General features: G+C 70.2%; 16 protein-coding genes. 8 read left to right on the top strand and 8 right to left on the bottom strand.

Annotation, left to right across the window (positions count from 1 at the left end; all coding sequences use genetic code 11):
- Nucleotides 1–179 precede the first annotated feature (179 nt).
- Complete coding sequence (locus OHB56_RS27230) at nucleotides 180–1850, bottom strand: fumarate hydratase (RefSeq protein WP_326754527.1); 1671 nt, start codon at nucleotides 1848–1850, stop codon at nucleotides 180–182.
- A gap of 297 nt (nucleotides 1851–2147) precedes the next feature.
- Between OHB56_RS27230 and OHB56_RS27235 the strand changes: the two genes are divergently transcribed.
- Both OHB56_RS27235 and OHB56_RS27240 read left to right on the top strand, forming a co-directional pair.
- Nucleotides 2148–2843: a DUF1707 domain-containing protein gene (locus OHB56_RS27235; RefSeq protein ID WP_326754528.1), complete on the top strand. Its 696-nt coding sequence runs from the start codon at nucleotides 2148–2150 to the stop codon at nucleotides 2841–2843.
- 181 nt (nucleotides 2844–3024) lie between these two features.
- Nucleotides 3025–3402: a WhiB family transcriptional regulator gene (locus OHB56_RS27240; protein WP_055596343.1), complete on the top strand. Its 378-nt coding sequence runs from the start codon at nucleotides 3025–3027 to the stop codon at nucleotides 3400–3402.
- Between the two features lie 171 nt (nucleotides 3403–3573).
- Here the strand turns inward: OHB56_RS27240 and glpX are convergent, their stop codons facing one another.
- On the bottom strand, nucleotides 3574–4608 hold the full coding sequence (glpX, locus tag OHB56_RS27245) for a class II fructose-bisphosphatase (protein ID WP_055596342.1): 1035 nt from the start codon (nucleotides 4606–4608) through the stop codon (nucleotides 3574–3576).
- A gap of 125 nt (nucleotides 4609–4733) precedes the next feature.
- Here glpX and OHB56_RS27250 point away from each other — a divergent pair, with 125 nt between their 5' ends.
- Nucleotides 4734–5261, top strand: a complete 528-nt coding sequence (locus tag OHB56_RS27250) for a DUF4245 domain-containing protein (protein WP_388284056.1) — start codon at nucleotides 4734–4736, stop codon at nucleotides 5259–5261.
- A 107-nt stretch (nucleotides 5262–5368) separates the two neighbouring features.
- Here OHB56_RS27250 and OHB56_RS27255 read toward each other — a convergent pair whose 3' ends face one another.
- A complete protein-coding gene (locus OHB56_RS27255) occupies nucleotides 5369–5959 on the bottom strand; it encodes a malonic semialdehyde reductase (protein WP_326754530.1) in 591 nt (196 codons plus the stop codon).
- A 236-nt stretch (nucleotides 5960–6195) separates the two neighbouring features.
- Here OHB56_RS27255 and OHB56_RS27260 point away from each other — a divergent pair, with 236 nt between their 5' ends.
- Nucleotides 6196–6408 carry a DUF4287 domain-containing protein gene (locus OHB56_RS27260; protein ID WP_406356164.1) on the top strand — a complete coding sequence of 71 codons (213 nt, stop codon included), beginning with the start codon at nucleotides 6196–6198 and terminating at the stop codon, nucleotides 6406–6408.
- Nucleotides 6409–6467: 59 nt separating this feature from the next.
- On the opposite strand, the gene OHB56_RS27265 is transcribed toward OHB56_RS27260, so the two are convergent.
- Both OHB56_RS27265 and xseA read right to left on the bottom strand, forming a co-directional pair.
- Nucleotides 6468–6758 carry an exodeoxyribonuclease VII small subunit gene (locus tag OHB56_RS27265; protein WP_406356166.1) on the bottom strand — a complete coding sequence of 97 codons (291 nt, stop codon included), beginning with the start codon at nucleotides 6756–6758 and terminating at the stop codon, nucleotides 6468–6470.
- Between the two features lie 9 nt (nucleotides 6759–6767).
- The gene (gene xseA / locus OHB56_RS27270) at nucleotides 6768–7976 is read right to left on the bottom strand and encodes an exodeoxyribonuclease VII large subunit (protein WP_326754533.1); all 1209 of its coding nucleotides are present in this window, start codon (nucleotides 7974–7976) and stop codon (nucleotides 6768–6770) included.
- A gap of 231 nt (nucleotides 7977–8207) precedes the next feature.
- Here xseA and OHB56_RS27275 point away from each other — a divergent pair, with 231 nt between their 5' ends.
- Both OHB56_RS27275 and ppgK read left to right on the top strand, forming a co-directional pair.
- Nucleotides 8208–9236, top strand: a complete 1029-nt coding sequence (locus tag OHB56_RS27275; protein ID WP_326754534.1) for a 4-hydroxy-3-methylbut-2-enyl diphosphate reductase — start codon at nucleotides 8208–8210, stop codon at nucleotides 9234–9236.
- 122 nt (nucleotides 9237–9358) lie between these two features.
- Entirely contained in the window at nucleotides 9359–10105 is a 747-nt protein-coding gene (gene ppgK / locus OHB56_RS27280) for a polyphosphate--glucose phosphotransferase (RefSeq protein ID WP_326754535.1), read from the top strand.
- A gap of 49 nt (nucleotides 10106–10154) precedes the next feature.
- Here ppgK and OHB56_RS27285 read toward each other — a convergent pair whose 3' ends face one another.
- Nucleotides 10155–10760 carry a DUF6542 domain-containing protein gene (locus OHB56_RS27285; protein ID WP_406356169.1) on the bottom strand — a complete coding sequence of 202 codons (606 nt, stop codon included), beginning with the start codon at nucleotides 10758–10760 and terminating at the stop codon, nucleotides 10155–10157.
- 182 nt (nucleotides 10761–10942) lie between these two features.
- On the opposite strand from OHB56_RS27285, the gene ychF reads away from it, so the two are divergent.
- Nucleotides 10943–12031: a redox-regulated ATPase YchF gene (gene ychF / locus OHB56_RS27290; RefSeq protein ID WP_055597478.1), complete on the top strand. Its 1089-nt coding sequence runs from the start codon at nucleotides 10943–10945 to the stop codon at nucleotides 12029–12031.
- A gap of 108 nt (nucleotides 12032–12139) precedes the next feature.
- Here ychF and OHB56_RS27295 read toward each other — a convergent pair whose 3' ends face one another.
- Both OHB56_RS27295 and OHB56_RS27300 read right to left on the bottom strand, forming a co-directional pair.
- Nucleotides 12140–13258, bottom strand: coding sequence for a tyrosine-type recombinase/integrase (locus tag OHB56_RS27295; RefSeq protein WP_406356171.1), 1119 nt, complete (start codon nucleotides 13256–13258; stop codon nucleotides 12140–12142).
- Between the two features lie 24 nt (nucleotides 13259–13282).
- Entirely contained in the window at nucleotides 13283–13783 is a 501-nt protein-coding gene (locus tag OHB56_RS27300) for a helix-turn-helix transcriptional regulator (RefSeq protein ID WP_406356173.1), read from the bottom strand.
- Nucleotides 13784–13904: 121 nt separating this feature from the next.
- Between OHB56_RS27300 and OHB56_RS27305 the strand changes: the two genes are divergently transcribed.
- Nucleotides 13905–14099 (top strand): helix-turn-helix transcriptional regulator, encoded by a 195-nt coding sequence (locus OHB56_RS27305; protein ID WP_406356175.1) that lies wholly within the window; start codon nucleotides 13905–13907, stop codon nucleotides 14097–14099.
- The last annotated feature ends 311 nt before the right edge of the window (nucleotides 14100–14410 follow it).

Raw genomic sequence — 14410 nt, forward strand, 5'->3', positions numbered from 1 at the left:
CGCGTCGGTGGCGAGCCGGCCCAGTCGGTCGAGGGCGAACTGCGGAGGCGGGCCCCGCCCGTCCGGCGTCCGAGGAGGAGGCCCGTTCGGGGCCGAAGGGGGTTCGGGGCGCGGCCCGGGGGTGGAAGGAAAAGGGGCGGCGGGAGGCCGAAACCCTCAACCGCCGCCCCCGGGAGGCACTACGCCAGCCCCGGCCCCCGCACCGGAATCGACGTGAACGTCGGCTGCTGCGGCGAAGGATCCTGGAAGAAGTCGTTGCCCTTGTCGTCGACGACGACGAACGCCGGGAAGTCCTCGACCTCGATCTTCCAGACCGCCTCCATGCCGAGCTCCTCGTACTCCAGGACCTCGACCTTCTTGATGCAGTCCTGGGCGAGCCGGGCGGCCGGCCCGCCGATCGAGCCGAGGTAGAAGCCGCCGTGCGCGTCGCACGCGTCGGTGACCTGCTTGCTGCGGTTGCCCTTGGCGAGCATCACCTTGGAGCCGCCGGCCGCCTGGAACTGCTCGACGTAGGAGTCCATACGGCCGGCCGTCGTCGGGCCGAAGGAGCCGGACGCGTAACCCTCGGGGGTCTTGGCCGGACCGGCGTAGTACACCGGGTGGTCCTTGAGGTACTGCGGCATCCCCTCGCCCGCGTCCAGCCGCTCCTTGATCTTGGCGTGCGCGATGTCGCGGGCCACGACCAGCGGACCGGTGAGGGAGAGGCGGGTCTTCACCGGGTACTTGGTGAGTTCCGCGAGGATGGCGTCCATCGGCTGGTTCAGGTCGATCTGAACGACGTCGCCGTCGGACTCGAGGTGCTCGTCCGTCGTCTCCGGGAGGAACCGCGCGGGGTCCCGCTCCAGCTGCTCGAGGAAGACGCCCTCGGCGGTGATCTTCGCGACGGCCTGGCGGTCGGCGGAGCAGGAGACCGCGATCGCGACCGGGCAGGACGCGCCGTGCCGCGGCAGCCGGACCACGCGGACGTCGTGGCAGAAGTACTTGCCGCCGAACTGCGCGCCGATGCCGATCTTCTGGGTCAGCTCGAAGACCTTGTCCTCCAGCTCCTTGTCGCGGAAGCCGTGCCCCAGCGGGGAACCCTCGGTCGGGATCTCGTCGAGGTAGTGCGCCGAGGCGTACTTCGCGGTCTTCAGCGCGTACTCGGCCGACGTGCCGCCGACGACGATCGCCAGGTGGTACGGCGGGCAGGCGGCCGTGCCGAGCGAACGGATCTTCTCCTCCAGGAACTTCATCATGGAGGACTCGTTCAGGACGGCCTTGGTCTCCTGGTAGAGGAAGCTCTTGTTGGCGGAGCCGCCGCCCTTGGCCATGAACAGGAACTTGTAGGCGCCGCCGTCGGTGGCGTACAGCTCGATCTGGGCGGGGAGGTTGGTGCCGGTGTTCTTCTCCTCCCACATGGTCAGGGGGGCCATCTGGGAGTAGCGCAGGTTGAGGTTCCGGTACGCGTCGTAGACGCCCCGGGACAGGGCCTCCTCGTCGCCGCCCTCGGTGAGCACGTTCTGGCCGCGCTTGCCCATGACGATCGCGGTGCCGGTGTCCTGGCACATGGGGAGCACGCCGGCCGCCGCGATGTTGGCGTTCTTCAGCAGGTCCAGGGCGACGAACTTGTCGTTGGACGACGCCTCGGGGTCGTCGATGATGCGGCGCAGCTGGGTGAGGTGGGCGGGGCGCAGGTAGTGCTGGATGTCGCGGATGGCCTCTTCGGCGAGCTTGCGCAGCGCCTGAGGCTCCACCTTGAGGAAGGTCCGTCCGTCGGCCTCGAAGGTGGAGACACCTTCGGAGGTCACCAGCCGGTAGGGGGTGGTGTCCTCTCCCATGGGGAGCAGATCGGCGTACTCGAACTCAGGCATCGCGCCCATTCCTCACTCGACAGGTGGCCGCCCGCCGACGTCGGCGGGCGCCCACCAGCGTAGGACCTGCCGCCGGGAACGAGCCTGTGAGGTTGTCCTCAGTAGCGGTCGGTCACCACCTCATGGCTTCCCGTCGGGTCGGTGGGCCAGGTGGGGCCAGGTGGCGCCCGGTGGGGTCCGGTGGGGTCGGCCGGTCCGGTGGGGGCCGTCCGGTCGGTCCGGCGGTTCCCGAGTCGTTCACGAGGAGTTGGCGACGGGGGCTAGTCGCGATCTATCGCGTTTGGGTAAGGTGCTGCCGTGGACCTTCAGAAGCACGCCCAGCCGCAGGACAGCGCACCGCGGGCCGCCGAGCTGCGCGTCTCGGACGCCGACCGCGACCGTGTCGCCGACCTTCTGCGCGAGGCCCTCGCCGAGGGCAGGCTGTCCCCCGAGGAGCACGCCGAGCGCGTCGAGGGCGTGCTGGCCGCCAAGACCGCCGGAGAGCTCGAGGTGTTCGTCCGGGACCTGCCGGGCGCCCACCAGCGACGCGCGGTCCATGCCTCGGTGCCCAGCCGGCCCACCGCGGGCGCCATCCCGATGGACCCCGACGACAACGTGGTGGCGGTCTTCAGCGCCGCCACCCGCAAGGGCCGCTGGCGGGCCGGCCGCCGCATCCATGTGTACGCGGTCTTCGGCAATGTCGAGATAGACCTCAGCGAGGCGGTCTTCGAGCACCAGCAGGTCGTGATCAAGGCCTTCTCGGTCTTCGGCAACGTCGAGGTCCGCGTCCCGGAGAACGTGTCGCTGCGCGGCATGGGCGGTGGCGTCCTCGGCAACTTCGAGGTGTCCTCGCTGGACTCCGAGGACCCCGAGGCCCCGGTGGTCTACGTGGACGGCTGGGCGGTGCTGGGCAATATCGAGGCGCGGCCCAAGCGGGGCAAGCTGGTGGCGGACATCCTCGACCGGGTGCAGCGCTCGGTGGACAAGGGTGTGCGCAAGCGCCAGGACCGTTGACGACCGTGAAGCGGGGCGGACGGAGACGCTGAGGCGTTCCGTCCGTGCGGCGCGGAGGCGGCGTGGGCCGAATTCCGTTGCCGGAAGCGGCGGTTCGGGACTCAGTGCATAGGCGCACGCACAGCGGGTAAGCCTTGCTGCATCGTCTCTCGCTCGCGAAGCCGTCGTCAGGAGTAGACCCGTGCCGCAACCGCCGCATTCGTCCCTGCAGGTAGCTGCCGTTCCGGCCCAGCGGGTGCCGACGCGAGACAGGGATCAGGACGCGCCCTGGCACACCGAGGCGGTGTGCCGGCGCGACGAGGCAGGACTGTTCTTCGCTCCGTCGAAGGAACCCACGGCCGCCAGGCTCTCCCGCGAGGAGGCCGCCAAGCGGGTCTGCGCCCGCTGTCCGGTGATGGTCGAGTGCAGGGAGCACGCCCTGCTCCAGCCCGAGCCCTACGGTGTCTGGGGCGGCCTGACCGCCGCCGAGCGCCGTGTGGTCCTGGCCCGGCGCCGCCGCCGGGACGTGGAACTCCAGAAGGCGGCCCGCACCGGCGGTCCCATAGCGGCAGCAGGCTGACCGGCCCCGGAACCCGGCGCGAGGAGTGTTCCCGCCCCCGGGACGACCCACCGGGGCGCGGGGAACCACGCGACCGGCCACAGCGGACCGCACCGTTCGACGAGGCTCCCGGCGACCCACGGACCGCACACCCGTGGGCCGCCCGCACGGCCTCCGTCGAACCCGGCGGAGCTACTTCGCCCGGTCGAAATCCACCGCACTGTACGCGCGCAGCTTGCTCAGCCGGTGCTCGGAGTCGATCCGCCGCACCGTGCCCGACTTGGACCGCATCACGATGGAGTCGGTCGTGGCGGTCTCGGACCGGTACCGCACCCCGCGCAGCAGCTCGCCGTCGGTGATGCCGGTGGCCACGAAGAACACGTTGTCGCCGGTGACGAGGTCGGCGTCGGTCAGCACCCGGTCGAGATCGTGCCCCGCGTCGATCGCGCGCTGCCGCTCCGCGTCGTCCTGCGGCCACAGTTTGCCCTGGAGGGTGCCGCCGAGGCACTTCACGGCACAGGCCGAGATGATGCCCTCGGGGGTGCCGCCGATGCCGAGCAGCAGGTCGATGCCGGTGCCCTCGCGCAGGGCGAGGATCGAGCCGGCCACGTCACCGTCGGAGATCAGCTTGATGCGCGCCCCGGTCTCCCGGATCTCCTTGATGATGCCCTCGTGCCGGGGCCGGTCGAGGATCACCACCGTGACGTCCTCGGGGGTGACCCGCTTGGCCTTGGCGACCCGGCGGATGTTCACGGCCACCGGTGCGTCGATGTCGACGAAGTCGGCGGCCTCGGGCCCCGTGACCAGCTTGTCCATGTAGAACACGGCCGAGGGGTCGAACATCGAGCCGCGTTCGGCGGCGGCCAGTACGGCGATCGCGTTGGTCATGCCCTTGGCGGTCAGCGTGGTGCCGTCGATGGGGTCGACGGCGATGTCGCACTCGGGCCCGGTCCCGTCGCCCACGCGCTCCCCGTTGAAGAGCATCGGGGCCTCGTCCTTCTCGCCCTCACCGATGACGACGACGCCGTTCATCGAGACGGTGGAGACGAGGGTGCGCATGGCGCGTACCGCGGCACCGTCGGCGCCGTTCTTGTCGCCGCGCCCGACCCAGCGCCCGGCGGCCATCGCGGCGGCCTCGGTGACCCGCACGAGTTCCAGGGCGAGGTTGCGGTCGGGAGCTTCGGAGGGCACATCGAGTTCGGACGGCAATTGATGGTGTTCGGTCATCGGAGCGCACCTTTCTGTACGACGACGGCCGGATGAGGGTGTTGCGCCTGACTCTAGCGCCGGACTGACAAAATGAGCAGGGGCCCCCACGGATGAGCGGACCGGGCACCTGCGACGATAGGGGCGTGGCAGGAACGAACAGCATGCAGAAGTCGGCTCGGGACATGATCCTTTCCCTGAGTCTCATCTTGCTCGCCGCGGGAGTGATCTGGCTGTTCATCCCGCACGACGACGGCGAGCCCGACCTCAAGCGGGTCGACTACCGCGTCGACCTGCTCACCGCGCGCCGCGCCGCCACCTATCCGGTGGCCGCGCCCGAGGGTCTGTCCGAGGCATGGAAGCCCACCTCCGTCCGTTTCCAGGGCGAGGAGTTCGATTCCTGGCACCTCGGCTACCGAGCCCCCGACGGGGAGTACGTGGCGGTCGAGCAGTCGACTCAGAAGTCGGTGGTCTTCATCGAGGGCGAGACCCAGGGCGCGGAGAAGACCGGGAAGACGCAGCAGATCGACGGAAAGACCTGGACCCGGTACGAGGGCGATCGGTACGACGCGCTGGTGCTCGAGGAGGAGGGTTCGACCACCGTGGTGACGGGCACGGCGTCCTTCGCCCGGCTGACGGAGATGGCCGAGGCTCTGCGCACCGCATCCGACTGACCGGGTGCGCGAGGACCGGGGACGCGAGGACCGGCATACGGCAGGCATGCGGCAGGGCCCCCGACACCAAGGTGTCGGGGGCCCTGCCGCATGCCGCGAAGCGACGCTCAGACGGTGGTGACGACCTGGCCGTACTCCAGGCGCGGGCCGCGCGGGAACCAGGCGTCCGGGCCGGGGCGGCCGATGTTGACGACCACCAGCGGCGTGTGGTCGTCGTCGAGGAACTCCTTGCGGATGCCCTCGAAGTCGCAGCCGGTCATCGGGCCGGCGGCCAGACCCGCGGCACGCACGCCGATGATGAAGTACGCGGCCTGCAGGGCGGCGTTCAGGGAAGCCTGGCCCTCGCGCATCGAGCGGTCGCCGGCGAACATGTCCTTGGCCCCGGGGAAGTGCGGGAAGAGCTGCGGCAGCTCCTCGTGGAACTCGTTGTCCGCGGAGAGGATCGCGACCAGCGGGGCGGTGGCCGTCTTGGCCGCGTTGCCCTCCGCCATGTGCTGGACGAGGCGCTCGCGGGCCTCGGGGGAGCGGACCAGGGTGACGCGCAGCGGCGAGTTGTTCATGGAGGTCGGGCCGTACTTGACCAGGTCGTAGATGGCCTGCACCTGCTCGTCGGTCACCGGCTCGTCGGTGAACGTGTTGGCGGTGCGCGCCTCACGGAAGAGCAGGTCCTGGGCGGCGGAGTCAAGAACGAGAGACATGCGTGAACTTTCTAGGGGAAGCATCGGTCCCGCGCGGTCGGCGCGAAACCCTTGATGAGGAAAACGGTACGACAGGGAAGTTCAAAGTTCAACAAAAAGCGGAATGCGGTGACCTGCTTCACAAGGAAACCCTTCCGGGGTGATGCACGCCACAGCGACACGGCGAACACTTCGCCGGCCGTCCGCGGTCTTGGAGGGCAGTACGCCGTCGTTCACCTGAGATGGGACCAACTGATATGACCGACACCCTCAAGGGCCCCGCCAGCTACTTTCCGTCGATCGAGAAGAAGTACGGCCGTCCGATCGCGGAGTGGAAGGAGCTGATCCGCTCATCGCCGCTCGTCCAGCACATGGAACTGGTCGCCTGGCTCAAGACCGAGCACGGCCTGGGCCACGGTCATGCGAACGCCCTCGTCGCCCACACGCTGGCCGAGGACAACGCGAAGTAGCCGGGTCCGCCAGGGCGGCCCCGCCCCGGCGGGCCCGGCGCGGGTGGGCCGGGCCCGGGCTACGGCTTCCCGCCCCCGCCCTCCGCCCGTCCCGCTCCAGCGGTCTCCTCCGCGAGCGCCGCGTCCAGCCGGGCCCGTGCCCCGTCCAGCCGGCTCCGGCACACCTTGGCCAGTTCCTCGCCCCGCTCCCACAGCGCGAGCGACTCCTCCAGCGTCGTACCGCCCGTCTCCAGGCGGCGTACGACCTCGATCAGCTCGTCCCGCGCCTGCTCGTACCCGAGAGCCTCGGCCGCGGCCTCCGCCTGCCCCGCCTGCCCCGCCTGCCCCGTCTGCTCCGTCTTGCTGGTCATCCGCCCACCCTACGTATCGACTCGGACACTGAACTCACCCTCGGACACCCGTGCCCGCAATGCCTCACCGGCCTCCACCTCGCCCGGATCGCGCACGGCGTGTCCGTCGGCCCGCTGCAGTACGGCATACCCCCGCTTGAGCGTCGCGGCGGGGGAGAGGGCCACCACGCGCGCGTGCGTGTGCGTCAGCTCGGAGTCGGTCCGGTCCAGCTGGTGCCGCAGGGAGCGCCGGGCCCGGTCGAGTAGCGCGGTGACCTCCTCGGCCCGTCCGTCGATCATCCGGTGCGGAGCCTCCATCGAAGGCCGGGCCAGCGCCTGCGCCAGCCCCCGCTCCTCCCGGTCGACGAACGCCTGGACGCAGCGCCGCGCACGGTCGCGCAGCAGCCGCACCCGCTCGTACTCCTCGCCCACGTCCGGGACGACCCTTTTGGCGGCGTCCGTCGGGGTGGAGGCCCGCACGTCGGCGACATGATCCAGGAGCGGGTTGTCCGGCTCGTGCCCGATCGCGGAGACGACCGGCGTCCGGCAGTCCGCCACCGTCCGCACCAGCTGTTCGTCGGAGAACGGCAGCAGGTCCTCCACGCTGCCCCCGCCCCGGGCCACGACGATCACGTCCACCTCGTCGACCGCGTCCAACTCCTTCACGGCCTGGACGACCTGCGGCACCGCGTGCACGCCCTGCACGGCGACGTTGCGCACCTCGAAGCGGACGGCGGGCCAGCGGCGCCGGGCATTCTCCAGCACGTCCCGCTCGGCGGCCGAGGCACGTCCGCACACCAGCCCGATCAGCCGCGGCAGGAACGGCAGCGGCTTCTTCCGCTCGGGGGCGAAAAGGCCCTCCCGCGCGAGGGACTTCTTCAGCTGCTCAAGACGTGCGAGCAGCTCCCCGACCCCGACCGGCCTGATCTCGGCGGCCCGCAGCGACAGCTGCCCGCGCGGGGCGTACCACTCGGGCTTGCAGTGCACCACGACCCGCGCGCCCTCGCCGACGACGTCGGCGACGGCGTCGAACACCTGTCGGTAGCAGGTCACGCCGACGGAGATGTCGTACGAGGCGTCCCGCAGCGTCATGAACACCACCCCGGCGCCCGGCCGCCGCGACAGCTGGGTGATCTGCCCCTCGACCCACACCGCGCCGAGCCGGTCGATCCACCCCCCGATGAGCCGGGACACCTCACCGACCGGGATGGGCGCTTCCGCAGACGTGTTGACAGCCATGTCGCGAGACTAGTCCGAGCCGCCGACATCACAGGCCACCACCGGGCGGCCCCGTGCCCGTACGTCGCCGGCCCGTACGACCGCCCGCCCGCCCCCGTGCCCGTCCACCGCCCGTCCATGTGCCCGGTGCGCCGGTGCGCCCTGCCCGGCGCTCCCGTGCACCCGGAATCCGGACCGGCCCGGAGCCTCCCCCCGGACGCGATCACCGGGCTGTCGGGCAGGGCCCTTACGATGGGACGCATGACCGCTTCGCCTGGCCGCCGTGTCCTGCTCGCCGCCCCCCGGGGCTACTGCGCGGGCGTGGACCGCGCCGTGATCGCCGTCGAGAAGGCCCTGGAGCAGTACGGGGCCCCCGTCTACGTCCGGCACGAGATCGTGCACAACAAATACGTCGTGCAGACCCTGGAGAAGAAGGGCGCCGTCTTCGTCGAACGGACGGAGGAGGTCCCGCCGGGCAACATCGTCATGTTCTCCGCGCACGGCGTGGCCCCCGTCGTCCACGAGGAGGCCGCGCGCGGCCGGCTCGCCACCATCGACGCGACCTGCCCGCTGGTCACCAAGGTGCACAAGGAAGCGGTCCGGTTCGCGAGCGAGGACTACGACATCCTCCTGATCGGGCACGAGGGCCACGAAGAGGTCATCGGCACCTCCGGCGAGGCCCCCGACCACATCCAGCTCGTCGACGGCCCCGAGGACGTCGCCAAGGTCGAGGTCCGTGACCCGTCGAAGGTCGTCTGGCTCTCCCAGACCACCCTCTCGGTGGACGAGACGATGGAGACCGTCGACGCCCTCAAGGACAAGTTCCCCCAGCTGATCTCCCCGCCCAGCGACGACATCTGCTACGCCACGCAGAACCGCCAGTTGGCGGTCAAGCAGATGGGCGCCGAGGCGGACCTGGTGATCGTGGTCGGCTCGCGGAACTCCTCCAACTCCGTGCGGCTCGTCGAGGTCGCTAAGATCGCGGGCGCCCGTGACGCCCACCTGGTGGACTTCGCCGACGAGATCGACGAGGCCTGGCTGGAGGGCGTCTCCACGGTCGGCGTCACCTCGGGCGCCTCGGTGCCGGAGGTGCTGGTCGAGCAGGTCCTGGAATGGCTCGCGCAGCGCGGCTTCGAGGATGTCGAGATCGTCAAGGCCGCCGAGGAGTCCATCATCTTCTCGCTGCCGAAGGAGCTGCGCCGCGACCTGCGCGAGGAGGCGGCGACGCTGGTGGCGGAGCGCGGTGGCACCGGGCCGGGAGGGGCCCCGGCGTCGGCCTAGTGCGCCGACGGACGGAGGTCCGGGGGGATGTGGCGGCGTCACATCCCCAATCCTCCCCCTGTGTCCGATTGGGGGCGGCGTTCGGTTCGGTGGCCGTTCACGGCCCGGCTTAACGTAGTCCCATGCAGATTTTCGGTGTGGACATCGGCGGGTCCGGGATCAAGGGTGCCCCGGTCGACCTGGACAAGGGGGACCTGGCGCAGGAGCGCTGCAAGGTCCTCACCCCTCACCCCTCCACACCGGACGCGGTGGCCGACGGGGTCAAGGAGGTCGTCGACCACTTCGGCTGGACCGGTCCGGTCGGGGTCACCTTCCCGGGCGTGGTCACCGACGGCACCACGATCCGTTCGGCGGCCAACGTCGACAAGAGCTGGGTCGACACCGACGCGCGGGTCCTGCTCGGCGACCGCCTCGGCGGTCTGCCCGTGACCGTGGTCAACGACGCGGATGCGGCGGGCGTCGCCGAGATGCACTTCGGCGCCGCGAAGGGCCGCCGGGGCACGGTCGTCCTGCTGACGTTCGGTACGGGCATCGGCAGCGCCGTGTTCGTGGACGGCGTCCTGGTCCCGAACACGGAGCTCGGCCACCTGGAGCTGCACGGCCACGAGGCGGAGAAGCGGGCCTCCAGCAAGGCCCGGGAGGACCACGAGCTGACGTGGGAGCACTGGGCGCACCGGGTGCAGAAGTACCTGGCCCACGTGGAGATGCTGTTCTCGCCGGAGCTGTTCGTGATCGGCGGCGGCGTCAGCCGCAAGTCCGAGAAGTTCCTGCCCCACATCCAGGGCATCAAGGCCGAGATCGTCCCGGCGCAGCTGCAGAACAACGCGGGCATCGTGGGAGCGGCGATGAGGGCGGCCACGGGCGCCTAGGCACCGGGACGCCCGGGGACCCTTCCCGGAGAGGCCCGGCACCCGGACGTCAGGCCTGGGCCCGGCTCCGGGCGGCGGCCCGCCGGTTGATCGTACGGATCATGCGCATCCGCCGGCCGAGCACGATCGCGCAGGCGAGCAGGGTCCCCCCGTACAGCCAGCCGGCCTGGGTGGCGAGTCCCGTCACCATGCCCATGAGCCGGGCGCCGGTCCCGCCGTCGCCCTCGTCGGCGACCGGGACCAGGCCCAGGGCGAAGGCGACCGGGACGACCACGGGCGCGGTGAGCAGGTCCCCCTCGCGCACCCACAGCGCGGTCAGCACGCACACCGGCAGGAACAGCACGCCGTACACGGTCGGGGACATCCCGAACAGCAGCGCGACGAGGAACCCGAGCGTCAGCATCACGAACCCGCAGAAGAGACCTCCGCCGAGCCCGGTGAGCCGGGGATTCGGCAGCCGCCGGGCCGCAGGGGCGGGAACGGGCCGAGGGGCCGGCGCGGGTCTGCGCTGCGCCGGGCGGACGGGCCGGGCGGAGCGCGCGACACCGCCCCCGGGCGTCCGCCCCGCCTGAGGAGGCAGCGGCGGCCGAGGCGGCCGGGCCGGCCGGTCACGTCGCGGTCCGTACTGAGCAGGTCGCGTGCTGTGTTGCTCCACTGGACCAACTTAGGTCTGTTTATGTGCCGAATGGGCCGTCGGACACGCCGAGGATCTAGGGCTGTCCATGCGTTCGATTTACCGACGGGGCGTGGAGCGGGTACGCCGTAGACTGGTGGATCGGCCCACGCGCCCAGTCGGCCGGTCCTCGTCCCCCATCCTCACGTACGGGAAGTCGCAACGTGTCGCTCACGATCGGAATCGTCGGTCTGCCGAATGTCGGCAAGTCGACCCTGTTCAACGCCCTGACCAAGAACGACGTGCTGGCGGCCAACTACCCGTTCGCCACCATCGAGCCGAACGTGGGCGTGGTCGGTGTCCCCGACGCCCGGCTGGCGAAGCTCGCGGAGATCTTCGGCTCCCAGCGGATCCTCCCGGCCACGGTCGACTTCGTCGACATCGCGGGCATCGTCCGCGGCGCCAGCGAGGGCGAGGGCCTCGGCAACAAGTTCCTGGCGAACATCCGCGAGTCCGACGCGATCTGCCAGGTCATCCGCGCCTTCCAGGACGAGAACGTCGTCCACGTCGACGGCAAGGTCTCGCCGAAGGGCGACATCGAGACGATCAACACCGAGCTGATCCTCGCCGACCTGCAGACCATCGAGAAGGTCCTGCCGCGCCTGCAGAAGGAGTCGCGGATCAAGAAGGACATCGCGCCCAAGGTCAAGGCGGTCGAGGAGGCCAAGGAGATCCTGGAGAAGGGCGACCCGCTCTTCACGCACGGCATCGTCCAGGGCAGCGAGCGGGCCGAGCCCCTGCACGACCTGCACCTGCTCACCACCAAGCCGTTCCTCTACGTCTTCAACGTCGACGAGGACGAGCTGACCGACGAGGACTTCAAGAACGAGCAGCGCGCCCTGGTCGCCCCCGCCGAGGCGATCTTCCTCAACGCCAAGCTGGAGGCGGACCTCGCCGAGCTGGACGAGGAGGACGCCATGGAGCTCCTGGAGTCGGTCGGCGCCGAGGAGCCCGGCCTCGCCATCCTCGCCCGCGTCGGCTTCAACACCCTCGGCCTGCAGACGTACCTGACCGCGGGCCCGAAGGAGTCCCGCGCCTGGACCATCAAGCGCGGCGCCACCGCCCCCGAGGCCGCCGGAGTCATCCACACCGACTTCCAGAAGGGCTTCATCAAGGCCGAGGTCATCTCCTTCGAGGACCTGGTCGAGACCGGCTCGGTCGCCGAGGCCCGCGCCAAGGGCAAGGCCCGCATGGAGGGCAAGGACTACGTCATGCGCGACGGCGACGTGGTGGAGTTCCGCTTCAACGTCTAATGCGTTCGGCGAAAGGCCGTCTGACCTGCGGCGGAGCGGGTTGGGCGGCCTTTGCGGTCCGCACAGAGTCCGCAGCGTGCTGACTTCGGTCAGCGCGCGGGGCAGCGGCTACGCTGCTTCGTCGACCTGCGGCTGGGCATCGGCGGACTGGTCCGCGTACGCCTTGTCGACGGCGGCCCGGGTCCGCTCCTCGGAGTCGGGCCACAGGTGGGTGTAGATGTTCAGCGTCATGGCCGCGTTGGTGTGGCCGAGGCGCTCGGAGACCGTCTTCACGGACTCGCCGTGCTTGATCAGCAGGCTGGCGTAGTGATGCCGGAGGGCGTGGGGTCCGGTGCCCTTCGGTATGTCGGCGTTCGCGCAGGCGGGCCGCCAGGAGCCGTCCATGAAGTGCGTGTAGACCACGGGCCCGCCTTGCGGAGCCGTGAAGATCCAGCTCTCGGGCCCATCGGCGGGGAAGTCCCGCAGGTGGGCCTTCATCGCATCCACCGCCATGCGGGGGAGCGGGACCGTGCGATGCGAGCGAGCGGTCTTGGGCGGGCAGACGTACACGCCGTGCTTGGCGGTCTGCTGGATCTGCTGCTCGACCGAGACGGTCGCGTGCAGCAGGTCCACGTGCCGGAGCTGGAGACCGAAGAGCTCGCCGGGGCGGAGCCCGGTGGCCGCGCCGAGCAGCACGAGGCCCTTGTATCGGGCGGGTATCTCCTCGGACAGCGTCCGCACCTGCTCGACGGCCAGTGGCACGATCTTCTTCCGCGGTACCGAGGGCAGCTTCGCCTCGGCGCACGGGTTGTGAGGGATCATCCGGTCACGGACGGCCGCCCGGAAGACGGCGTTGACCGTGTTGAAGACCGTCCGTGAGGTACTGGCGGCCAGCCCGTGCGTGGTGGTCAGGCTGGTGACCCAGCTCTGTACGTCGCCAGGCTTGATGGCGCCGAGTGCTCGCTTCTCCCAGGCCGGGTAGACGTAGCAGCGCAGGTGCTGGGCCACGGCCTTGGCCGTGGAAGGCCGGTGGGGCTGGATGGCCCGCCATTCCTCCGCGTACTCCTTGAAGGGCTTCTTCGCCGACCGCGGGTCGACGTACTGACCGGTGACCAGGCTGGCCGTGACCTCGTCGATCCACCGTTGGGCGTCGATCTTGCGGTCGAAGTGGCGGGCGTGCTCCTTGCCGTCGAGGTCGCGGTAGCGGGCCCGCCATTTGCCGTTGGGGCGCTTCTGGATGTTGGCCAAGTGGCCTCTCCTTCGTGTCGGTTGTCAGTAGTGGCCGCCGTCCTCGATGTCGCTGCTGAGGGTGCGAGCGTCCCGCTCGTCGCCCATGAGGCGGAGGCACTGCTCGTGGATCGCCCGCGAGCTGTCGGGATGGGCCTTGATGTGGTCAGCGATGGCGACCACGGCGTGGTGGAGGCGGTCGCGCGCGTCTCGGGCCTCGTAGAACGCTTCGACGGCCTCTTGGACGAGGCGCCGGCTGTTGATGTCGAGCCCCTCCAGGGGCGGGGACATCAGTTCTTCGAGGGGGAGCTCGAAGACGCGGGAGAAGGCGAGGGCCTCGTCGAGGTTGATGCGTCGGCGAGGGGTGCCGTTCTCGATGCGCCAGACCGCTGTCTGGTTCATCTTGATGCCGGCTCTGGTCACCCGCTCGGCCAGCTCGGTCGTGCTCCACCCTCTGACCTCGCGCTCCAGCGCCACGCGCGCGGCCACGTTTCCCTCGCTGTAGAGCAGCGGCACCTCGCCGCCCTCGGGCCTGTCGCCTGCCATCGAACCTCCATCGCCACCATCGCTATCCCAATTGAAACATGAGCTTCCCGATTTGGGTAACCGGCGATCCTGGGGTACAGCTCTATGCGGATCGAATCACCGCCTAGCCGAATGGGAATGCATGCGATACCTGACCACCGCCGAGGTTGCTGAGCGCTACCGCACAGCCGAGAGCACCGTCCGCTACTGGCGCCACATCAAGAAGGGGCCGCGCGGCATCAAGGTCGGCAAGCGGGTGCTCTACCCCGAGGCCGAGCTGCTGCGCTACGAGCGCACGCTGATCGCAGGCCAGGAGGAATGGGGCCTGGCCTCGTGAGCCACCGACAGGCCCAGACACAGCAACGGCCCCCGGCGCGCCAACGCCGAGGGCCGGAGATTCCCCTGCACGTCGCCCATCCCTGAACGAACGAACCGGTGAGGGGCGGGACCTTGCCCGTCCCGTCCCTCATCTGAGAGGAACGTCTATGGAGGACTCTACGTCCCCCGCCACCTCGAACACATCCCACAAGGTCGTCTGGCCTGCCGCTGCGGTCCCCGGCCAGGGCATCCCGTGGCGTGATGGGGACCGAACGGAGTCACGGTCCCCTGTTGCACGCTCCACCGACGATGCTTCGGCGGGTGTTCCGG

Origin of the sequence: Streptomyces sp. NBC_01635, assembly GCF_045209715.1 — a bacterium.
Classification (GTDB): domain Bacteria; phylum Actinomycetota; class Actinomycetes; order Streptomycetales; family Streptomycetaceae; genus Streptomyces; species Streptomyces hirsutus.